Below are 21,159 nucleotides of genomic sequence, written 5' to 3' on the forward strand. Positions count from 1 at the left end.
ATGCGAATCAGCCGCGCCCTGGAGGCGCAGATGCGGCAGCACGCCGAGGCAAGGTATCCGGAGGAGGCGTGTGGGTTGTTGATCCGCACCGACAGCGGGCGAGTGTATTGGCCGTGTCTCAACGCTGCCGCCAGTGCCTCGGAGCATTTTGTGATCAGCCGCAATGCCTGGTGCGAGGCGGAGGATCAGGGCCAGGTGCTGGCGGTGGTGCATAGCCATAACAACGGCAGTGCGCGGCCCAGTCAGGCGGATCGGGTGAGTTGTGAGTTGCATGAGCTGCCTTGGGCGATTGTGGCCTGGCCGGGTGGGGAGATCGGTTGGCTCAAACCCGAGGGCTATACCGCGCCGCTGTTGGGGCGCGACTTCACCCATGGCGTGCTGGATTGCTACACGCTGATTCGCGATTGGTACGAGCGCGAGTGGGGGCTGACCTTGCCCGATTACCCGCGTAATGATCGTTGGTGGGAGGACAAACACGGCCCGAGCCTCTACCAACATCACTTTGCCGACGCCGGGTTTGTGCAGGTCGATAGCCCTCAGCGCGGAGACGTGCTGATCATGGAAATCGGCCGCACCTATCACCCCAACCATGCCGCGATATTTTTAGGCACGGACGGTTCGCTCTCCAGCGAACGGGCGCCCGATTTGGGTGGCAGTGGTCCGTTTTTTATTCATCACCTGTACGGGCGCAGCTCTACCCGCGAGGTATATGGGCCGGATTGGGCGCAGCGCACGCGGTTGACCCTGCGGCATCGCGAGGCACGCTTATGAGCCAGCGCACGGTGCGGTTGTATGGCGTGTTGCGTAAGCACTTTGGGCGGGACTTTCCATTGGAGCTGTCCAGCCCGGCCGAAGGCATCAGTGCGTTGTGCTATTTGCTGCCGGGCTTTGAGCGCTTTCTGCGGGATGCCGAGTCGCGAGGGTTGGTGTTTTCGGTGTTCGCTGGCCAACGCAATCTGAGCGAACAGGAACTGCCCCTCATTACCCGCGACGACAGCGTGATCCGCATCGTGCCGTTGGTGGTCGGCAGCAAAAGTGCGGGGTTGTTCCAGACCATCCTCGGCGTCGCGTTGGTGGCGTTGGGGTATTTCAGCTTCGGCACCACGTCACCTTGGGGCATGGGCCTGATCGCAGCGGGTACCGGCGCGGCTGTCGGCGGTGTGATGCAGATGCTCGCACCGATACCCAAGCCGGGTCTGGGTCGAGACGAGGAGGGCAATCGCGCCAGCTACGCGTTCGGCGGCGCCGTCACCACCGTCGCGCAGGGCAATCCGTGGCCGGTTTTGTATGGTGAGCGCGAGATTGGCGGCGCGGTGTTAAGTGGCGGCATCTACGCCCAGGATCAGGTCTGACGCGGCCATGGGCAGTTATGTCGTCGGCGCCAAGGCTGGCAGCAGCAAGCCCAATCGTCCCTATATCGCCAGCGACAGCGCACCCTCCATCGCCACCGCGAAACTGTTGTACGCCTTTAGCTGGGGCGAAATCGTCGGTCCGGTAGAGGGGCTGAAATCCATCAAGCTGGACGGCACACCCCTCCAAGCCTCAGATGGCACCGTGAACTTTCCACGGGCACGTTGGCAGTTTCGTTCGGGCACCTTGAATCAGGATCGCCTGGTTGGCTTCCCCGAAATCAACAACGAGATCGCCATCGGCGTCGAGCTGCGGTCCGAGGCGCCTTGGGTGCGTTCGGTCAGCAATGACGAGATCAATGCCGTGCGTTTGCGACTGTCTTGGCCCCAGCTTCAAGCCCAGGACGCCAACGGCAATATCAACGGCTACCGCATCGACTACGCGGTCGATATCGCCACCGACGGCGGCGCTTATTTGCCAGTGTTGACCGCCTTCGTCGCACGCAAAAACACCACCAAGTACGAGCGCTCCCACCGCCTGGAACTACCCACCGGTAGCGAGTGGACCCTGCGCGTCCGCAGGCTGACCCCCAACCAAAACAGCAGCCTGATCGCCGACATGATGCGCGTCGAGTCGATCACCGAAATCATCGACGCCGAACTGACTTACCCCCTCACCGCCGTGGGCGGCATCGAATTCGACGCCGAGCAATTCAACAACGTGCCCAAACTCTCGGCGCTGATGCGTGGCCGTATCCTGCGTGTGCCCAGCAACTACGACCCTGAAACTCACACCTACATCGGCATCTGGGACGGCACTTTCAAACTCGCCTACAGCAACAACCCCGCCTGGGTCTGGTACGACCTGGCGCTGCATCCCTATTACGGCCTCGGCGAGCGCCTCAACGCGGCGATGGTCAATCGCTACTCCCTGTACCGCATCGCCCAGTGGTGCGACCAAATGGTCCCGGACGGCAAGGGCGGTACCGAGCCGCGCTTCACCTGCAACCTCTACCTGCAAACCCAGGAAGAGGCGTACATCGTCCTCGAAGACATCGCCTCGATCTTCCACGGCATGGCCTATTGGGACGGTAGCCAGATGGTGGTCAACGCCGACATGCCGCAAGACCCGGTCTACAACTTTCATCGCGGCAACATCATCAGCCTCAAATACCAGGGCGTGCGCAAACGCGACCGGCACACGCGGGCGGTGGTCAGTTGGGACAATCCCGACAACAGCTTTGAGACCGAGCAGGAGCCGGTGTTTGTCGAAGATGGCATCGCCAAGTTCGGGATTCAGGATTTGCCGCTCGGTGCGGTGGGTTGCACCAGTCGCGGACAGGCGCAGCGGGCGGGGATGTTTGCGTTGGTCAGTGAGCAAACGCAGACGCGGCCAGCGACGATGCGCGTCGGCCTGGATGGGCAGATACCGCGACCGGGGCAGTTGATTCGCTTGAGTGATGAGCTGCTGGCGGGCCGGGCCAATGGTGGGCGGGTGTCGGCGGTGGCGGGGCGGGTGGTTACCTTGGACCGCGATACGGAGATTCCGTCTGGATCGCGCTTGATCTGCAACTTGCCCAGTGGTGCGTCCGAGTCGCGGTTGATTGCGCGGGTAGAGGGGCGTGCGGTGACGGTTGCCGCCGAGTACAGCGAGCCGCTGCTGCCGGAGTGCGGCTGGGTGATCGACGCTGATGACCTGGCGACCCTGCAATTCAAAGTGCTGAGCATCACGCGACCGGAGTGGCAGCAGTTCCAGATCACGCTGATCCAGCATGAGCCGGGCAAATACGATGCGGTGGATTACGCGAGCAAGATCGACCCACCACCGGTGACCGTGATCCCGCCCGGCGTGCAGGCACCACCCAGTTCCGTGCTGATCACGCAGAGCATCTCCACCCAACAAGGGCTGGCGGTGACCACCATGACCATCGCCTGGCACGCCGCTGAGTATGCGGTGGGCTATGACGTTGAGTGGCGGCGCGGCGCCGGGGATTGGGTACGGATTCCGCGCACCGGCGAACTGTTGGTGGATGTAGTGGGCGTGTACTCCGGCCAGTACCTGGCGCGGGTGCGGGCGGTGAATGTGCTGGATGTGGCCTCCATACCGGCCAGCTCGGTGTTGACCACCATTGAGGGCAAGATCACGCCGCCGCCTTCGGTGGCGTTTTTGCGTACCCAAGACAAGTTATTTGGGATTGGCCTGCAGTGGGGCTTTCCTGCCGGGGCTGAGGATACACAGCGCACAGAGGTTTGGTCCTCGCAGGTGCCCGCGTTTGAAAGTGCACAGAAACTCGGTGACTTCGCTTATCCGCAGGCCGCACATGACTTGCAGGGGCTGGCGGCGGGTGCGCAATTCTACTTCTGGGCGCGGCTGGTGGATCGCACGGGGAATGTCGGGCCTTGGTATCCCGTCGGTAATGGTCTGGCCGGGCAAGCCAGCGCCGAGGCCGGGCCGATTCTGGATTTGATCGCGGGGCAGATTGGGTCCAGCCAGCTTGGTCAGGAGTTGCTGGGTGAGATTGGCCTGATCACTGGCGATGGGCCTGGCTCGGTGAACGACCGGCTGGAGAAGACCCGAGAAGAACTGAAAGAACTCTTCAGCGAGGTGAGCGATGCCTTGGCGTATGACGAAACCAAGGCCTATTCGGCGGGGGAGATTGTTCGCCTGGGTAGCCGCCTGTTCCAAGCCAGAGAACCGGTTCAAGGCGTGGCCCCACCCGATCCCGAATACTGGCTGGACATCGGCACCGTTGCCGAGACCGCTGATGCACTGGCCTATCAGGTCGAGGCGAACTCCAGCAGCATCGAACAGCAGGGCGAACAACTCATTGCCCAAGCCCATCAACTGAATACCGTCGTTGCCTCGGTGGATGATGCGGTGGCTTCGGTGCAGCAGGTCAGCCAAGCCCTGGCCAGTACCGATGACAAGCTCCAGGCCATGTGGGCGGTGAAGATGGAGCTGAATCAGGACGGGCAGTATGTGGCTGCCGGGTTTGGCTTAGGCATCGAGAACACAGGCGCCGGGTTGCAGAGCCAGTTTCTGGTCAGTGCTGACCGCTTCGCCATGGTGACCACCCTCGCTGGTGGGCAGGTGTTCACGCCGTTTGTGGTGCAAAACGGGCAGATGTTTATCAACCAGGCGCTGATCCAGGACGGCTCCATCACCAACCTCAAAATCGGCGACTACCTGCAATCCAGCGACTACATCGCTGGCACCCAGGGCTGGCGACTCGACAAGACCGGCGTGATCGAATTCAACGGCCCAGTGGCTGGAGGCGGCCGCCTGAGCATCAACAACCGCGTGGTGCAGGTGTACGACATCAACGGCACCTTGCGGGTACGCCTGGGGATCTGGGGCTAAAGCATGCCTGCCGGATTACAAGTCTGGGACGCCAACGGCGCATTGATTCTGGACACCTCCACCCGCGTCGGCACCCTGATCGGCAGCGTTAACACCGGCGCGGTCAATGGCGCGATAGCCGTGTCGCTGATCGGCGAGCCGCTGTTCTTCGTCAAGCAACTGAGCTTCCCGCTCTACACCGTGTACATCTTCCCGAATGTCTCGATCGCAGGTGGGGTACTCAGCTGGGTCTACCCGCCGCCATTCAACCCTTACCAAGCCAACGTGGCTGTGAGAATTTTTTATGGTTTCTACTGATGCCTGCCGGTCTTCAAGCCTTTAATGACTACGGCACCGCCCAGATCACCGGCGAAGAAATCTGCCTCAGCCTCATCAACAAATTCGCCGTCACCCTGACCCCGCGCTACACCAGCGGCCAGCAGCTCTACTTCGCCGTTAACCTCACGGTGCCGCTGGACGCAGTGATGCTGATGGGCGACACCAGCGGCGCCTACGTCAACGTCTTTTTCGACCCACGATACGACGGCTCCTACGTGCAACTCACCAGCCACGCGGGCGTCACGGTGACGCTCTACCTGTTCGCCGCCGCCCCAGTCGTTGCGTCCACGGCGGGATTGCAAGTGTTCGGCAGCGACCAGCGATTGCTGTTCGACTCATCACACAAAATCCTACGACCGATCCATGCCAACACCATGCTCTCGCCTGAATACCCGCTGCCCGTGGGCAACGGCCGGGCATACGCCGCCGCGCTGACCTACTCCCGCGTGCACTTCTACAACGAGTTCAACGACAACATCGACGGCACCACCTACGACTCCGCCAGCATCGGCCCCGGCTACGTACGACGCGGCGCGTTGATGGACATCAACCTCTGGGGCCAGAACCTGTTCCGCTTCTTCACCTACACCGAGGTCACGCCCCTACGGCTGACACCCCCAACCCTACTGGTGGCGGACGTAACGCACTACTGAGGGCTATCGACATGAACATCACCGAGCAACAGCTGCAGCAAATCTTCCCCAACGCCCGCGAACAAGCGGGCGTTTTTGTGTCGGTGCTGAATGACGCCATGGGGCGGCGAGAGATTAATACGCGGCAACGGCAGGCGGCGTTCCTGGCGCAGATTGGGCATGAGTCGGGGCAGCTGCGGTATGTGCGGGAGCGGGGGAGTGATCGGTATCTGAGTCGGTATGACACCGGGGCGTTGGCTAGGCTGCTGGGGAATACGCCGGAGGCGGATGGTGATGGTCAGCGGTATCGGGGGCGAGGGTTGATTCAGATAACGGGCCGACGGAATTACCTCAAATGCAGCTTGGCGTTGTTTGAGGATCTGCGTTTGCTCAAGCAGCCGGAGTTGCTGGAACAGCCGCAATGGGCGGCGGAGTCGGCGGCTTGGTATTGGTGGGCGAATGGGTTGAATGCGCTGGCGGATCAGGATGACTTCACTGGGATTACTCGGCGTATCAATGGAGGTACGAATGGATTGGAGGCGCGTATCGAACTGTGGATCTGGGCGAGAGCGGTGTTGTGTTGAATGTGCGTGTCGCGGTTCTGGTCGTTTTGTTTGTCGTCGGCGCTGCTGGTGGTTGGCAAATCCAGGCTTGGCGGTATGAGCGGCAATTGGCCGATCAGGCCCGGCTCCATGCTGAAACGCTCAAAGAACTGGCCTTCGCCTCATCGTCGCAACAGCGTAGCGAGGTCGACAAACGCTATTCCCTGGAGCGGCGCCTGCAAGCTAGCGACCAAACTCACCAGAGGGCTTTGACCGATGCCAAACAACGCCAAGCACGCCTTATGGATCGCCTGGCTACCGCTGATTTGCGGCTGTCAGTCATCCTCGCCCAGCCGCCCTTTGCCGGAGGTGATGCAGTGCCTGCCACCACCGGCACCGGCGGCGTGGTTTATGGAGGCGAGAGAGCCGAACTTGACCGAGCGTTTGCTCAACGAATTGTCCGCATCGCCCAAGAAGGGGATGAGGGATTGATTGCGTTGGCGGGGTGTCAGGGGTATGTGCGTGCCATTCATAATAAGGGGCGCTAATATTTTAGCTTGATTTCGTTTTGAAGTTTTTACTTTGTATAACTCTAATGCCTTTCGCACCTTTAGTAATGATCCCGGTATTCTCCAATTTTGCAAAAGCATCGTTGATAAAACCTTGCCATTGGGGAAACGAAAAAACTAAAAGGTTTTTATTCCATGTGTACGTTTTTTTTGAAACCTCACCGACTTTGAATTCGGTTCGACTATTTTTAAAGCCGATGGTTAGTTCTCTGATCACCAGTGCCATGGCGACTCTACCTTCAAGGCTTAACTGAGTAAAAGCTGAAACCAGTTCGTCTTGGGTTGTCTCATATTTGCTTTTTTGAAGAGCACCAATTGAATATATTTGGATCGGCAGTTTCTCAATGATATCCGAAGGATATTGGTTTCTCTTGGTTAGTATGTTTAGTATTTCAGATGCCTGGTGTTCGAACTCTAAATCCCGTTTATCGTCAAATTTCGTACAGGCGTTGCATGTGCCGGCGGTTAACGCTCCAATGGTGTGAGGTGTTAATGCTGAGCATGTGTCACAATATTTTAATTCTAAGTGTTGTGCGTAAGTGTTCTCTTCTGCACCTATCATCATAATTGAATTTCTTGAATCTGGTGCCCAAGTGTAAATCGCTGGTGTGTTTGAGTTAATTAAATAAGCTTCGAGTAATAGTCTTGTGGCTTCGCATTTTTGAACGGGTAATATATACGCGTGCCAAGCTTCAAACCAGGCGATGAAGAAAATATCGTTTTGTGGTGTGATTTCAGTAACTGATTGGCCTTCAACCAATGTTTGTATTAATGATTTGGAAGCTTCTGAGTCTACGTGATCCTTGTTTTGTGAATAAAGTAGCCTTCCTAGATTTTCATATTTTCCTTTTTTTACATCGTGCGCATCTAGAATTACAATGCATCGTGATGTGGCGCGTGAGTAAGCACAAAAGAACTCAGTGTTTGACATGTCTGTAGCTGCTAATATAACGATGATTGGGCTCTCTAAGCCTCTAAATCGTCCTATGGATTCTACTTTCACTCCTTGAGGTACTAAACTTTGGTGAACAGCCATATTAGAGGGCGTCAGCACAATTATGTGAGCTGGTAGCAGCCCCTGAGATAGTATTTGAGCAATTATTTGGCGTAACGTATTTTTTTGGTTTCCAGTAATAATCTCTGTGAGAGTATCTTCATCGTTTTGTCTTGAGTTTGTGATGGAGTGAGTTGGTTGTTGGAAGGTCTTTAAGCGTTCGCAAACGCGTTTTGGCATGCGAAGACTTTCGGTGAGAAAAAATGCTGGTTGCTGAAGATAGCCTTCTATCTCCGTTAGGCTCACGGGTTTCTCGTATGGGAATGCTTGAGCCGCGTCACACATGACGATAATTTTTTTTGTAGAGAAATGCTCAACCAATATTTCCCAGAACTCTTTTCTGATTACTTGGCCCTCGTCAATAATAAGAGTTGAATATTTGCTTATAAACCCTTTGTGACAGGCTTTTTTTAGGCTAGTTGCAGCTTGTTTTTCAAACCACTCTGATGTGAAGTCTGCTTTTTCTCCATTGTATGAAGACGCTTTTGAGCAAAGTGAGTAAATTGTCGTTACTTGAGCATTGGGGTGCTGCGCTAATTCCTTTGATAGTTTTTGAGCGAGAAGTGAGTTGAACGTAATGCAGAGTACAGAGTCTCCTGCAGTAGAAAGCCTGCGCGCGGTTTCTACTGCAATAACGGTTTTTCCTGTGCCTGGCCAGCCACTAATTAAAAACCTATTACTTTTTAACGTCCAATCTATGCACTCTTGTTGTTCAGATGTCAATCGAAGCCATAATTTATTGTCGCTGTTTATTCTTGAGTGCCAGCAAGGGGCGTAGCTAACACTTGGAATCAACATTCCGATTATGGTTTCAATCGCGAATTTGCTGATAGAGACAGATTGCAGAGAGTTCTTAAAGTAGCTCATTATTGAGCGTATTTTTTCGTCAACTCGATCTAGATCATTAATGTCTAGTATTAGCTTTACGGGTGATAAATGATAGTTGTCAACCACGCTAGGGGGTAACTCTGAAATATTCATTTCTGAGCCAGGAAAAAAATAGGCGCGTCCTATTTGAATCCGCACACCGTTGTTTCTTAACCATTCTTGAATGGCAAATATGCCACGGTTCAACTGAGCAACGGGATCGACGCTTGTATTGCTATAGTAAAATCCCGATGAGTTATGTCCGAGTATTCCGCCTTTTACCTCAAGCGCAAGAACTCCAAGGTCAGGATGCAGTATGAGAAAGTCAATTTCTCCAATGGGACTTTTATTGTTGTGTAACTCATGTATGAATGAAGATAACCATGGGATGCTATGGATGATTTGGAAATTATCATCTAACTGTTCTTTCAGTAATCGGTAAACAATCGGCTCTGCAACGTGGCTGTCATTGTATTTTGGTCCGTGAGGTGGGTGCATTATTGCCATGTAAATATCCGTATCAATAAAAATACAATGTCAGGTCTGTTTGGTTGGTGCTGGGTAGATATTATCGTTTTTTCCCTGAGTCCAGATTCTCGCTACGATTACTTCGGTGTCTCATCTGCTTTTGTTGGATCGTAAACTGCTCGGCTCTCATCATGAATCAATTCGCTTGAGGAGGGATTCTATGGGGCTCAGTTTTAGTCGTCTAGTCAGAGGCGTTGTTATTAACAATTGTAACTCGTATAGCCACGCTGTATTTCTGAGCTTCCGCTTATGACCACCCCCATCATCCCCTGGATGGGCGGCAAACGCCGCTTGGCCGACCGCCTCATCCCGCTGTTCCCACCCCACGAGTGTTACGTCGAAGTCTTCGCCGGCAGCGCTGCCTTATTCTTCCTCCGCCCCCAACCCGCACCTGTTGAAGTCCTCAACGACATCAACGGCGATCTCGTGTGCTTGTACCGCGTCGTACAGAACCACCTGGAAGAGTTCGTCCGCCAATTCAAGTGGGCACTCAGTTCACGGCAGGTATTCGAATGGCAAAAGATGACCCGCCCGGACACCCTCACCGATATCCAACGTGCGGCCCGATTCTTCTACCTCCAACACCATGCGTTCGCTGCCAAAGTCTCCGGCCAGACCTTCGGTACGGCGACAACAGCGACGCCGATCAATCTGTTACGGATCGAGGAGAACCTTTCCGCCGCATGGCAGCGGCTCGCCGGAACCTACGTGGAAAACCTGCCATGGCTCGACTGCGCCAAACGCTACGACCGGCCACACACCTTCCACTACATGGACCCACCGTATTGGCAGGTCGCGGGCTACGGTGTCGAGTTTCCCTTTGATCAATACGAGCAAATGGCCGAGTTCATGCGTCGGTGCGAGGGGAGGGTGATGGTCAGTATCAACGACCACCCCGACATCCGGCGGGTGTTTGATTGCTTTCACTTTGAGACGCTGGATGTTCGATACACCTCAGCTAACCAGCGCCAGGCGACGACAGAACCGACCGGTGAGCTGGTGATCATGAGCTGGGAGCCTGAGGTGCTGGGTGGCTTGTTTTGAACCAAGCACAAAACGGATAGCCGCTCTGTGGCGACACGGCTATCCGGGTTGGGTTGCTGTCAGTTTGCAGATGGGCTTTCTCGCTCCAGCACCATGTCGATCAGGAGCCGAGCGTTCTCAACCAGTTGAACGACACCGAAGGCTTGCTGACGCTGCACTTCATCCAGCTTGAAGACGCATTCATAGGCGAGCGCGGTTGCTGATTGGAGAAACTCACTGGCGTGAACGAGCGCTTTTTCGGTGGTGATATCCGAGCGGACGTTGAAAAGGCCCTGTGAGGTATCTGCGTTGTTGTCGTTGGTGTTCATACGCGAACCTCCCGTTGCGGGTGGCGGTTTTTAACGCGGGCGGGTGGGTATTTCAGTCGGCTGAATAGGCCGACGGAAAATTCCGATATGTGTAACGAGGTATTGATTGGACGTAATGGGCGGTGCCCTGGCGTGAAAGGGGGATAAGTCATCTCCATACCCTCGGACAGTGATAACCCTGTCACCCGCCGTTCTGACACGGGATGGGTGGCAGACCGTACGGGGGTCAGAAAACCGGCGTCCGAGGGAACCGGCCAGGCCGAAGCCTGCCCCGCACGGCCCGCCATAGCAATGCAGCGGCAAGATGCTTATGCACCTGACTGCTAGAGAAGGGCGTTACCGCGCTTCGGACGTTCGGGGTTCTGACTCCCGGTCACAGGATGGCTGTGACGTTGGAAAGCGTACCGTGGTGAGAAGGATTGGATCAAGTGGGGTGACGGCTGGCTGATTTCGACCGATTCTGTTGAAAAGACTGCTTACGGTCTACACGTTAGAAAAGCACGAGTTTGAAACTGAAATCTGTACATTGAGCGGAGGGGTAGGGGCTCAAATTTCGCGTAGCGGCGCGCAAAAAACGTTTTCTGCGGTCAGTATACGGACATTCTGGAATAAGCGACGTTTTCAACGTCGTCGTCGACGTTCTACTGACACGTTTTGGGCCAAGGGCGGGTATTTCAATATCGGCGGCGATGCTCCTGGGAACCTGATACGAAAAGACGGTGGGACCGTCCTGCTCGCGTCAGACTACGACTAAGCCGTTACGACCTTTGTCTATCTTTCACCCGAAAACACGGTAAATTGAGAGGTGAAAAACGCGGTTAGTAAGCTCAAACTAACGGATGGAGACGAATCGGGATCATGGACGTACGAACGTTGGAAGGAGCTGTCTTTCGCGGCTGGGCCGTAAAGAACTCTATTGGAGCCGGGGCGGACGGAATCGTCTATTTAGTCGAGAAAAATGATGAGCTAAGAGCTCTGAAACTTTTTTATCCAGAAATCATATCAAAAAATGGGTTAGAGGAGCAGTTAGAGCGGCTTGATTTACAGCTCGCCTTAATAGGCGAAAAGCACCAACGAAATCTTGTTGAAATTTTTGAAGGTGGGTATTTAGAAGATCACAACACAATATATTTGTTTATGGAGTATGTGCCAGGAGTAAGTTTGGATAGATTGGTTGGGAAAATTCCTGCGCACTCAGTATTTCCGTTAATTTCTCAGCTTGCAGACGCAGCCGAATTTTTAGAGCAGCGTAACTTATTTCATCGAGATATAAAGCCTGCAAATATTGTCGTGAGCGAAGATTTTACGCATCTGTGTTTGCTTGATCTTGGAATAATTCATCAATCCCCTGACGTGACAGATGACGATCGCAGAATATCAGGAGAGGATTTCGTTGCGTCTCTTAGATATAGTCCTCCCGAGTTTGTATGGCGTGAAGAAGTTAGCTCGGATACAAATGCTTGGAGGGCTATAACTTTTTATCAAATAGGGGCGACGCTATATGAAATGATAGCAGGGAAGAATATCTTTTCAGGTATGGATAGCCCGCGTGCAAGGTTGTATGATTGCGTGAAATATAAAACACCGACGTTTGATTTCGTAGATGTGGACGCGTGGATCGCAAACCTGGCGAGGGCATGCTTAGTTAAGTCTTGGCGAGAGCGCTTGTTGTTGGTTAGTTGGGAGAGTTTTAAGGGGCCGCCGAGTATATTAAACCTAGGCGATATGCGGACTTCAATAAGATTGAAACAGATTCATGTAGAAGAGGCACAGAAGCTGTCGCAGCACACAGCAACTCCTCATGAGAATAATATAAGTTTACTCTGGAATCTTCAGGAAGAAATTTTCTCCGAGATTCGGAGTTTTTTAATGGCTGAAACCATTTTTCCTCGCTTTAGAAGCAACCAACATCCAATTTCAAATTCTGAATATCAGCTTGAATTCATTTTTGAGTTGGATCCGGCGCGTGCATTCAATGAGAGACTAAAGTTTTCAATAAACTTAAAGTGCGAAAATGATACGCAGCATTCGCTATTAATAGGGGTCTCGGCCACTACAGATACGGCTAGTTTGGTTGAGGGACTTTGGACGGAATCTATGAGCACTGAACTCGCATGCAATATATGTGTGCGTTCATTTTACGCCGCTGCAGAAAAAATCATTTCGTCTAATTAAGGAGCAATTTATGGCGAGCGCATTTTGGATAGGTGAAGAGGATCTCGACGAATTTCAAGTTGACGCGGTTAGGGGGATTCCTGAGAACTTGAGTTTCATGCTCACTGGCCCGGCTGGATCAGGTAAAACAAATATTCTTCTTTTAAGATCAAAATGGTTGATTTTTAAAAAAATAAGCAACATAAAGATAGTTTCGTTTACATCTTCGCTTAGAGATTTTATAAAGATTGGCAGCGAGCAGTACGATTTGCCTGTTGAAAACTCATGTACAGCAATGCAGTTATTTAAAAGCTTTCTACAGGAGTATGATGTTCCCTTTGAGGTTAATGGTAGTTTCGAAGAGGATAGAGCTATGCTCGCTGCGACAATAAGTTCGCTGCTTGCGGAAAAGCATATTGGTCCAATCTATGAAGCATTGCTTATAGATGAAGCCCAGGACTATTCTGATACTGAGCTTCATATTTTTAGATCGCTCGCTGAGCGGCTTATATTGGCGTGTGATTCTAGGCAGTCCATTTATCGAGTTTCGCAAACGCAAGGTTTAATTGAGCAGTTGACTGGGGATAATCGGATTGATCTAAAATATCATTATAGAAGTGGATATAAAATCTGTCGTGTGGCTGACGCCCTTCTCATGGATAAAGTTACATATCCGCGCATCAGTGATTCGTCTAAGTATAATGAGAGATCAAAACCTTCGTCTGTGGAGGCTAATCCGTACTCCAGTTTGCAGGAGCAAATATCTGCAATTCTTGAGAATTTGGAAGGCGAACTTGAACTTTACCCCGGCGAAAGACTTGGCGTATTGTTTCCCAAAAATTTACAGGTGGCGGAGTTTCAGAACACGCTAGCGGCATCGTCGTTAAGCGAAACTCAACGAGATAATATCCACAGCTTTACTTTACATGCAAGTAAGGGGTGGGAGTTTACGTCCGTGCACATTGGTGGGTGCGAAGCGATTTCGAAGATGGGCCCTGTACAGAAGCGTTTATTATACACGGGGATATTGCGAGGAAAGACTTCAGTAAATATTTATCACACTGGCAATATTCCTGGTTATGTAGAGAGCGCCCTGAGAGTATTATCTCCACCAGCCTCAGAACCAAATTTTAGTAGCCTTTTTGGAGATCAAAATGCTGATTCTTAAAAATCAATCTTTGGATGAGATGCTATCCTCAGAAAAGAAGCATGCTACTTCTGGTGATTTATTTTCATCAACGATAAGCAAACAAAATCCAATGTATAAATGCTTTTGGCAGAAGCAAGATGACTTTATTAATCTGCCGATATTTATAGTGCCGGATGCACGTGAGATAGATACGTTGTTTGCAGATGTATCTACTTTCCATCAAAGTATTTCTCCCTTGTCTGCATATGCACACATATGTCATGAAATAGTCGCTGAGCAACTATTTTTAGAGCAAAAGAAGGTTAGAACGAAAGCGAAAGCGGATGATAGAAAATTACGGCTCAATGTAGCCTTGATTCTCGGCGAAGCCGTAACCGGTGCATTTCTTGCTCAGAAGGATCTCCTAACGGCGAATGTCGGATATGCAGCGTGTACTCAAACGTTAGCTGCGTCTATTACTCGGGCAGCGAACCTTTACCCAAAGTTGAATTCAAAAATTATATTCGAGCGATGGGAGCTCGCACGGAAACTTACTAACCAAGAGGATAGTGTTGTGTCCTCAGAGGCTGTTTTGGCTTTTTTAAGTAAAATCGAGATAAAAGAAAATGATTTATCATTTACAAGTCTTTTTTTGAACGGTCAGGTTTCAGAGAACGAGCTTTTCTTTGAATTGACACATTTATTTGGCCTTCAGGATGACGCAACAAAGCTCAAAGAAACTTACAATTCGAGAATGTCTGTATTCAACAGTATTGTAGGAAAGGTGGAAGCTTCAACGGGGTCAGCAGAAATTAAGTCTGCGTGCATTGCTTTCTTTTGCAACAAGATCCTTCCTGGGTCGATGAGCCACGTGGCTTCACTAAAGCCCTATCTATCAAAGTACTATGACATCGTATTTTGGTATATGGCATTTGCCTGTTTGTCATCAGAGTTTGATGTGAAAAACTCGATGTCTGGAATATGTTATAAGCTGATAAGGGATATCGTTAGGCCCTTTTCGGTTGAGGAGCGGCCTACCTGTGATGTCTCTATTGATGAGCTAGAAGTTATATCCCGTGTTTCAATGAAGGCTTCAACGTTGAAGCCTAAAAGGTCGAGAGTATTGGTAGTATCTCTTTTGCCTGGGGTAGATGTTGAGTTGCGTCTAGGTGTTATCGCGCCAGTAAAAAAAGTATCCCTGCCGGATGCTGATTTTATAAGTAATAAAAAGTTAAAGTCGCTTCTTTTTGAAGCAATTGATATTTTGAATGGCACCAGCCGCCCAGATAGTCGTTCTGGAAGAAACCCTAAATAAGAAACAAGGATTTTATCAGTGTCTTCATTTGAGACGTTTGCATTTTACAGAGGGCTATCTGAGCATTATGAGATAGCTCATCCGACATTGCATGCTACGCGAAAAAATAGGTGCCCAAGAGATATGAGTGTTGACTTGCACAATACGGCCGATGATTGGTTTTACGAGAGCTTTGGAGTGCGTTATCGGAGTCAGTCAATATTCTTGTCTTCTAATATCAATGTTGCAGCAGCTTATGCTGCAACACCGAATCATATCGTTAGGATCATCCCTGTAGGCACATATCGATATTGCTGGTCGAGTCAACTTAGTGATCTACTTCAGCTCTGCATGTGTAGACCCGATATTGATACGTTTAAAGATGATCTTAAATGTTCTAGCTATAAAGAAGACGGCATTGAGGAGGCCTATCATTCGGGGCATGAGGTAATGCTGTTTTGTGAGTCTTATGTGTGCATTCCAACTAATTGCATCGCTCAGCTGCATCAGTGATCGCTGGTAATTATTTGTATGATAAGGTTGTTTGGAAGGTTTTTATGGGGGGAACCTTGGGCGAGGTTTTCGATTTGGTCAGGCACTTTTTTATGAGTTTCTACTTTTTGTCAATGTTGGAAATTTCGCGTCATCCAGTATGACTTTTGAGCCGATGACTGACCGCGGTCTAATATTTCAGAGGATCTGCCACTCCTAAAGTGGCGGGTGCTCTGAAATGTTTAAATCAGACTACTCGCTCCGGTTCACCAATGCTTTTCAATAGGGCGTTGTATTGAACGGCATCGGCGGAATATATCTTATCCAATACATAGGTTGCCACTTTGGCAATCTCGGGGATTTCTACTGGCTTAAAGCTTCTGTCTGGAACAGCTTCCAAGTGAGAGAACTCATTGTTTAATCGATTGACAAGAGCAATAGCTGTATCTTCATCCTCCCCAAAAAATTTCCTTATCCGCTCAAATGCGTCGCTTCTATCGTCATGATGCGGGTACTTGAAGAATAGGAAAGCTTCAAGAAATTTTCGCAAATTATTGGCGAAGCCAAAAAACGGTTCATGGCTAGTTTGCGCGGCGGCTTGGTCTTTGCACTTATAGATCTGGTGAAATAAGTAATGAAACTCAGTAATATAGTCTTTGAGGTAAGAGGGCATGAGAAGGATATTGCTTGCTGCGCCGTTGCGCTCGATCATGAAGTGCTCATGATCGGAGACGCTCTTGGTCTTACCTTCGCCCGCAGGTATTTTCTTTGTTGGAATGGATAGTCGCTTAAGATATTTTAAAAAGTCTAAGTTGTGCGTAGAAATAAAAAGTTGCTTATAACGATAGCTGTTCGAGCTGTCTGCCTTTTTTATTGGCTTGGTGATCAAGCTTTCAATTAGGCTGAACATGAAAAATATATGGTTGCTGTCCAAGCTTGAGATTGGGTCGTCAATGTAAATTATTAGTTCTTTGCCCTTGCTTTCTGGTTCGTCTAGTTTTGCAATAAAATAGCAGAATGCAATCAAGCTGCACTCGCCTTCGCTTAAGTTGTACGCAGCTTTGCCGTCGCGTGTAATCTCAAATTTAACGGTTACCTTGTCAGCATGGTCACGGGGTTCGAGCTTGAGGCCGTCATGGCCGAAGAAGTTGTTGAGCAGGGAGTTGACTCGCTCTGCCCCTTTTCGCTCATCTTTCTGCTTGGCTCTTAATATTTGAACTTCTGCCTGGGCGTCACGAATCTCTTTTTCTGCGGATGTATATGCTGTGCTTGCAGTATCAGCTTTTGCCTTGAAGGTCGCTATACGGGTGAGTTCCTGTTCATAGGTTATCGCGTCCGCAAATGCAAATACGTCCGTTAGCCGAAGTGCATCTCTCGCGGCAGCCTTGTCTTTTTCCAGTGTCTTTGTTTTGCCATTGTTTGTTGCAATCAAAATATTGATGGCATCCACATGTTTCTGGATTTCTTTCGGGTCGTGCAGTGACTGAGGCAGCTTCACAGAAAGGAATGGATTGTTTTTACGTGATTCCAGCGATCTCTTGAGCGCTTCCACGTCACTCTTATAGACACTCAATGCTTCGGCAAGCGCCTGGTTGCTCACGTTAAACGCAGAACGTTCCTCGGTGTAAAATTGATCGCTTCTCAACGAGACGAAAGCATAGATGGCGGTAATCTCGCCATTGACCGAGACGATGGCCTTTTCCAACGCGGTTTCAAGAACACTGGATTCTTTGCTGAAATGCTCGTCGAGCTTCTGCCAGACGTCATGAGGCAAGCTCTGGCGGCAGAAGGCGCAGGTTTCGCGTTTATCGCGATGGTGGGCGATACCTTCTTTGACCCAGAGTTGCAATACACTGTCGTTGAGGAGTTCTTGAATGGGTTTGGTCGGCGTGATCACTTTGGACAGAATTGGCTCGGCTTGGCCTCTCAGGGAATCAAACTGTAGGGCAATGCCAAGTGTGTCAGTAATGTCAGGCAAAGCTTCTTGCTTGAGCAGCGCAAGCTTTCCAGCTTGCTCCTGAAGCGTCAGCGGAACGAATTCAGTTTTTTTAGTGGCAGCAATGTCACGTCTGATGTGGTCGATGTTGTAAACGGGAACCCCGTACTGGAAGTTCTTCTTGATTTTGTCAGCCGCATGCGTGCGCAGCTTGCCTTCCAATGCAGTGACAGTGGTGTCGTGGTTGATCTTGGTGAGGTCGCGCTGTTTTCTCGTTGCCTCAAGGTCGAAGTAAAGACCAGTCTTGGATTCAACGCTTCCCAGCTTAGCCTCGATGGCAGCAATGGTATCGTCGATCTCTTTGTTCTGCTCACCGACTATGGCGAAGGTCTTGATCTCGCCGCCATCCTGATTGACCAAAAAGCTGAGGTTATCAGTCACAAAATCGCGGTTGTAGACTCTTACGTCGTAGTTGTGAGTCAGTAGGTCCGAGCATGTGACTACGCCTTTGTCGCCCGTAACGGTGAAGGACGAGCCAACGTAGTTCAATGGCAGTCTATGAGTCTCCAGTGCGCGAAAGACACGAGAAAGGGTCGTCTTTCCCGAGTAGTTGCGCCCGTAGAGAATATTCAGACGCTGGAAGATCTTCACGTTCTTCCCGTTGTCCCTAACGGCTTTCTTCCACTCAAGTCCGGAAAAGCTGCCAAAGTTTGCGATGTCTATCTGATTGATCATTGATCCATTCCTACCTCGGTGGACTTTCAGATGCGTACGACAGATTGATGCTTCATTTTCCGAAGAGCGTTCTATACCAGATTTTGCACGTGGCCGCTGCTGGCCGTAAATTTTGCTGCCAGCCATTTACAAGAAACGGGGCCGTTCAGGCGGCATGTCCCCATTAATTGAAAGACAGTCGTGCCAACGAAGCCTTAGGGCATTTCTAGGGCAAACCCAAGGCCTTTCTAGGCATTCCCACGCCATGCTAAAATCCAAAACCACCGAGATAGACGGCCTGAAGCGGCCTCGGGGGCCGCTTCAAAGCGTTCGAATCCCTATCTCTCCGCCATTACATGAAAAAGCCCCGTAGCTGCATAAGCTACGGGGCTTTTCCGTTTGGGGTGTCTCTTGGGCTATCAACCCACGGTTAGCTCAAGCGCTCATTCGCCTTGCGATAGGCCTGATCGTGCTCCCGCTTATCCACGGCCACCACGACGACTGTAATTTCCTGATCGATCACTTGATAGATCAGTCTGTAGCCGCTACTGCGTAATTTGATCTTGTAGCAGTCAGGGAGTCCATGCAGGCGATTGGCTTCGTTGCGGGGATTGTTAAGAATCTCCGCCAGCTTCTTCTTGAATTGCTGACGGAGGGTGTCGCCGAGTTTTGCCATTCCTTCAATGCGCGTGCATCAAAATCAAGGCTATAGGTCATCCAACGAAACCTTCACTCGCTGGGGAGATGCCAAGCGTTCACGTACCGTGGCCATCAAGGCCTCATCCTCCTGCGTCATCAGCACGGGCTTGAATGGCAGCTGACCACGCTCGGCGACGTACTGCAGCGCCTGACGCATCAGCTCGGAGGGCGTGACGCCGAGCTTCTCCAATTCGAGATAGGCGCGCGCTTTCAGGTCGTCATCAATACGAACGTTGATAGAAGCCATGGGAAAAGTCTCCTGTAATGACGTTGGTCATTACATTGGATCAGGTGCGTCCCTTTGGCAAGTCTGTCTGGACATACGGCAATCGCTCTCATTCTTTGATCCTACTTTTTACCCTTCGGTTTGGCTGGCGGCTTTTTATCCGTTTCCTTGACCGTCTCCCGTGGCCTTTTTTTTGCCTCACCTTCTGTCACGTATTCTCCTGTGACCGCGTCGCGATATCTCGTTGGCATATAAGCTCCCTGGCAAGTACGTCGCCAAACCGGCGACTCTTTTGAGGCTAGCTTAGCGGCCTGGATGCTCAAGTCTCACTGCGGGAATTCTCGTTACCAAGCCTTTCCGAAATAGCCGCTTACGACTTTAAAAGCGAGCGTGTAATCACGCCGACTACGTCTTTTCCCGTATCCATTGAGTCCTCCTGAAGATAGGTCATAAGGCTTACACCTTATTCAGGACGGGACACTGAAACAAAAAAAGCCTGCCAAGCTCAATGCTCAGCAGGCTTTTCAGTGTGTGGTCTGGTCAGGCCGGTTGCGCCGCCAGACGATTGCTGATGTTACGCCCCAGCACCAACACGGTGACGAAGCCTACTCCCACCAAGGCTGTGGCCAGGCTCAACAACACCGAAGTGCCCAGGTGGTCAACGATCTGTCCACCGAAGAAGGACCCCAGCGCAATGATCACCTGGAACAGCGCAACGAATAGCGGCATGCCACGTTCCACGTCCTTGGGCGCGACCACGAACATCCAGATACTGGCGCATGCCGGGAAGGCGCCGAAGGCGAAGCCCCACAGTGCGATAAGCATCGTGGCGCCGATCATGCCGGTGGCGAAGAAGGGGAACAGGGCGGTGCTGGTGCCGATCATCAGCGCGACCAGCAGCAGGGTGTGACGCACGCTGCGATTGGCGGCGAAACCGGCAAAAATGTTACCTGCCACACCGGCCACGCCAAACATCAGCAACAGCGAACCGATCGTCGGCCCGTCGAAGCCGGCGCTGTTCTTGAAAAACGGCGCGACATAGGTGTAGGCGGCAAAGTGCGCGAGGCCGATCAGCAACACGGCGATCAGTCCGACTCGGGCACGCGGGTTGATAAACAACGCCGGCAAGTCACGCACGAGGATGGCCTTCTCCGGGTAGAGTCGAGGCAACAGGAAGACCTGCGCCAGCAGTACCGGTACGCCCAGCAGCGCGGTGACCAGGAAGGTCATGCGCCAGCCCATCAGGCCACTCAACCAGGTACCGACCGGCACGCCCAGTACGGTGGCCAGGGTCACGCCCATCATGATGATTGAGGTGGCTTTCGCGACGTCCACTCCCCTGGGGGCCAGGCGGCCGCTGAGGGCGATGGCCGTCGCCCAGAAACCACCGATGCTGATGCCCAGCAACACACGGCCGAACAGCAGCAAACTGAAGTCACTGGCCAGGGACACCACCAGGTTGGCGATGATCATGACCAATGTCAGGCCGATCAGCAGGTAGCGGCGATCCATCTTGCCAATGATCACCGACAGCAGCGGCGCCGCGAGGGCGGCCATGATGCCCGGCAGGGTCACCATCAGGCCCGCGTGGCCGGCGCTGATGCCGAGGTCGCTGGCAACGTCGTTGAGCACGCCCACCGGCAGGAACTCGCTGGTTACCAGGGCGAACGCGCCCACGGCGACCGAAAGAATCGCCAACCACTGCTGTTTGACACTCTGTTGATTATGTTCGGGAAGGCCGCGAGGGGCCTGGCTGGCATTTGGCATGGCGTTCAGTTCCGGGGTGAGCGTCGCCTGAAGTCAGGCGAGGGGGAGGGAATTTGGAGCCGATTATAGAAACCAGTTGTGGTAATTGAGCAGGCGCTCGGTTCGATAGTAATCATCAGTGCAATCGATGCGTCGCTCTGGGAGGCGCTGCGAAAACAGCGAAAGCCAGCTGGCAG

16 protein-coding genes and 1 pseudogene are annotated in these 21,159 nt (G+C 52.0%); 11 read left to right on the forward strand and 6 right to left on the reverse strand.

Features of this window, described 5'->3' with window-relative positions; genetic code table 11:
- Genes BFP89_RS15240 through BFP89_RS15270 form a run of 7 tightly spaced genes read left to right on the forward strand, consistent with a single transcriptional unit; the run spans nucleotide 1 to nucleotide 6,750 of the window.
- On the forward strand, nucleotides 1–771 hold the full coding sequence (locus tag BFP89_RS15240) for a C40 family peptidase (RefSeq protein ID WP_065886269.1): 771 nt from the start codon (nucleotides 1–3) through the stop codon (nucleotides 769–771).
- The gene (locus BFP89_RS15245; protein ID WP_065886270.1) at nucleotides 768–1,352 is read left to right on the forward strand and encodes a tail assembly protein; all 585 of its coding nucleotides are present in this window, start codon (nucleotides 768–770) and stop codon (nucleotides 1,350–1,352) included. Before BFP89_RS15240 ends, BFP89_RS15245 begins: the two co-directional genes overlap by 4 nt.
- A 7-nt stretch (nucleotides 1,353–1,359) precedes the next feature.
- Complete coding sequence (locus tag BFP89_RS15250) at nucleotides 1,360–4,710, forward strand: host specificity protein J (RefSeq protein WP_065886271.1); 3,351 nt, start codon at nucleotides 1,360–1,362, stop codon at nucleotides 4,708–4,710.
- Between the two features lie 3 nt (nucleotides 4,711–4,713).
- Nucleotides 4,714–5,007 (forward strand): hypothetical protein, encoded by a 294-nt coding sequence (locus BFP89_RS15255; RefSeq protein WP_065886272.1) that lies wholly within the window; start codon nucleotides 4,714–4,716, stop codon nucleotides 5,005–5,007.
- Nucleotides 5,007–5,681 carry a hypothetical protein gene (locus BFP89_RS15260; RefSeq protein WP_065886273.1) on the forward strand — a complete coding sequence of 225 codons (675 nt, stop codon included), beginning with the start codon at nucleotides 5,007–5,009 and terminating at the stop codon, nucleotides 5,679–5,681. The genes BFP89_RS15255 and BFP89_RS15260 overlap by 1 nt, the downstream gene beginning before the upstream one ends.
- 11 nt (nucleotides 5,682–5,692) lie before the next feature.
- Complete coding sequence (locus BFP89_RS15265) at nucleotides 5,693–6,244, forward strand: glycoside hydrolase family 19 protein (protein ID WP_065886274.1); 552 nt, start codon at nucleotides 5,693–5,695, stop codon at nucleotides 6,242–6,244.
- On the forward strand, nucleotides 6,241–6,750 hold the full coding sequence (locus BFP89_RS15270) for a lysis system i-spanin subunit Rz (protein WP_083208080.1): 510 nt from the start codon (nucleotides 6,241–6,243) through the stop codon (nucleotides 6,748–6,750). The genes BFP89_RS15265 and BFP89_RS15270 overlap by 4 nt, the downstream gene beginning before the upstream one ends.
- A gap of 4 nt (nucleotides 6,751–6,754) precedes the next feature.
- Here the strand turns inward: BFP89_RS15270 and BFP89_RS27545 are convergent, their stop codons facing one another.
- Nucleotides 6,755–9,199 (reverse strand): nuclease-related domain-containing DEAD/DEAH box helicase, encoded by a 2,445-nt coding sequence (locus BFP89_RS27545; protein WP_083208068.1) that lies wholly within the window; start codon nucleotides 9,197–9,199, stop codon nucleotides 6,755–6,757.
- 270 nt (nucleotides 9,200–9,469) lie between these two features.
- Between BFP89_RS27545 and BFP89_RS15280 the strand changes: the two genes are divergently transcribed.
- Nucleotides 9,470–10,264, forward strand: coding sequence for a DNA adenine methylase (locus tag BFP89_RS15280; RefSeq protein WP_065886276.1), 795 nt, complete (start codon nucleotides 9,470–9,472; stop codon nucleotides 10,262–10,264).
- A gap of 59 nt (nucleotides 10,265–10,323) precedes the next feature.
- On the opposite strand, the gene BFP89_RS15285 is transcribed toward BFP89_RS15280, so the two are convergent.
- Nucleotides 10,324–10,572 carry a DUF6124 family protein gene (locus BFP89_RS15285; RefSeq protein WP_065886277.1) on the reverse strand — a complete coding sequence of 83 codons (249 nt, stop codon included), beginning with the start codon at nucleotides 10,570–10,572 and terminating at the stop codon, nucleotides 10,324–10,326.
- An 858-nt stretch (nucleotides 10,573–11,430) separates the two neighbouring features.
- On the opposite strand from BFP89_RS15285, the gene BFP89_RS15290 reads away from it, so the two are divergent.
- From BFP89_RS15290 to BFP89_RS28580, 3 genes are read left to right on the forward strand one after another with little or no spacing between them, the layout of a single operon-like run.
- Nucleotides 11,431–12,747: a serine/threonine protein kinase gene (locus BFP89_RS15290; RefSeq protein ID WP_065886278.1), complete on the forward strand. Its 1,317-nt coding sequence runs from the start codon at nucleotides 11,431–11,433 to the stop codon at nucleotides 12,745–12,747.
- Between the two features lie 10 nt (nucleotides 12,748–12,757).
- On the forward strand, nucleotides 12,758–13,894 hold the full coding sequence (locus BFP89_RS15295) for a UvrD-helicase domain-containing protein (protein WP_065886279.1): 1,137 nt from the start codon (nucleotides 12,758–12,760) through the stop codon (nucleotides 13,892–13,894).
- A complete protein-coding gene (locus BFP89_RS28580) occupies nucleotides 13,881–15,170 on the forward strand; it encodes a hypothetical protein (protein ID WP_141689093.1) in 1,290 nt (429 codons plus the stop codon). The genes BFP89_RS15295 and BFP89_RS28580 overlap by 14 nt, the downstream gene beginning before the upstream one ends.
- A gap of 718 nt (nucleotides 15,171–15,888) precedes the next feature.
- Here the strand turns inward: BFP89_RS28580 and BFP89_RS15300 are convergent.
- The 4 genes and pseudogenes from BFP89_RS15300 to BFP89_RS15315 form a co-directional block, all read right to left on the reverse strand.
- Nucleotides 15,889–18,312 carry an AAA family ATPase gene (locus BFP89_RS15300; protein ID WP_065886280.1) on the reverse strand — a complete coding sequence of 808 codons (2,424 nt, stop codon included), beginning with the start codon at nucleotides 18,310–18,312 and terminating at the stop codon, nucleotides 15,889–15,891.
- A 409-nt stretch (nucleotides 18,313–18,721) separates the two neighbouring features.
- Nucleotides 18,722–19,008, reverse strand: a pseudogene (locus BFP89_RS15305) (type II toxin-antitoxin system RelE/ParE family toxin).
- Nucleotides 18,998–19,237 (reverse strand): type II toxin-antitoxin system RelB/DinJ family antitoxin, encoded by a 240-nt coding sequence (locus tag BFP89_RS15310; RefSeq protein WP_065886281.1) that lies wholly within the window; start codon nucleotides 19,235–19,237, stop codon nucleotides 18,998–19,000. Before BFP89_RS15310 ends, BFP89_RS15305 begins: the two are co-directional and overlap by 11 nt.
- A 519-nt stretch (nucleotides 19,238–19,756) precedes the next feature.
- Entirely contained in the window at nucleotides 19,757–20,983 is a 1,227-nt protein-coding gene (locus BFP89_RS15315) for an MFS transporter (RefSeq protein WP_065886282.1), read from the reverse strand.
- Between the last annotated feature and the right edge of the window lie 176 nt (nucleotides 20,984–21,159).

It is taken from the genome of Pseudomonas sp. 31 R 17 (assembly GCF_900004915.1).
GTDB lineage: Bacteria > Pseudomonadota > Gammaproteobacteria > Pseudomonadales > Pseudomonadaceae > Aquipseudomonas > Aquipseudomonas orientalis_A.

What these genes read in the sequence shown, in the direction of transcription:
- BFP89_RS15295 (WP_065886279.1), top strand. Translation starts at nt 12,758, where the DNA reads ATGGCGAGCGCATTTTGGATAGGTGAAGAGGATCTCGACGAATTTCAA.
- BFP89_RS15250 (WP_065886271.1), top strand. Translation starts at nt 1,360, where the DNA reads ATGGGCAGTTATGTCGTCGGCGCCAAGGCTGGCAGCAGCAAGCCCAAT.
- BFP89_RS15260 (WP_065886273.1), top strand. Translation starts at nt 5,007, where the DNA reads ATGCCTGCCGGTCTTCAAGCCTTTAATGACTACGGCACCGCCCAGATC.
- BFP89_RS15240 (WP_065886269.1), top strand. Translation starts at nt 1, where the DNA reads ATGCGAATCAGCCGCGCCCTGGAGGCGCAGATGCGGCAGCACGCCGAG.
- BFP89_RS15245 (WP_065886270.1), top strand. Translation starts at nt 768, where the DNA reads ATGAGCCAGCGCACGGTGCGGTTGTATGGCGTGTTGCGTAAGCACTTT.
- BFP89_RS15315 (WP_065886282.1), bottom strand. Translation starts at nt 20,983, where the DNA reads ATGCCAAATGCCAGCCAGGCCCCTCGCGGCCTTCCCGAACATAATCAA.
- BFP89_RS28580 (WP_141689093.1), top strand. Translation starts at nt 13,881, where the DNA reads ATGCTGATTCTTAAAAATCAATCTTTGGATGAGATGCTATCCTCAGAA.
- BFP89_RS15300 (WP_065886280.1), bottom strand. Translation starts at nt 18,312, where the DNA reads ATGATCAATCAGATAGACATCGCAAACTTTGGCAGCTTTTCCGGACTT.
- BFP89_RS15255 (WP_065886272.1), top strand. Translation starts at nt 4,714, where the DNA reads ATGCCTGCCGGATTACAAGTCTGGGACGCCAACGGCGCATTGATTCTG.
- BFP89_RS15290 (WP_065886278.1), top strand. Translation starts at nt 11,431, where the DNA reads ATGGACGTACGAACGTTGGAAGGAGCTGTCTTTCGCGGCTGGGCCGTA.
- BFP89_RS27545 (WP_083208068.1), bottom strand. Translation starts at nt 9,199, where the DNA reads ATGGCAATAATGCACCCACCTCACGGACCAAAATACAATGACAGCCAC.
- BFP89_RS15310 (WP_065886281.1), bottom strand. Translation starts at nt 19,237, where the DNA reads ATGGCTTCTATCAACGTTCGTATTGATGACGACCTGAAAGCGCGCGCC.
- BFP89_RS15265 (WP_065886274.1), top strand. Translation starts at nt 5,693, where the DNA reads ATGAACATCACCGAGCAACAGCTGCAGCAAATCTTCCCCAACGCCCGC.
- BFP89_RS15285 (WP_065886277.1), bottom strand. Translation starts at nt 10,572, where the DNA reads ATGAACACCAACGACAACAACGCAGATACCTCACAGGGCCTTTTCAAC.
- BFP89_RS15280 (WP_065886276.1), top strand. Translation starts at nt 9,470, where the DNA reads ATGACCACCCCCATCATCCCCTGGATGGGCGGCAAACGCCGCTTGGCC.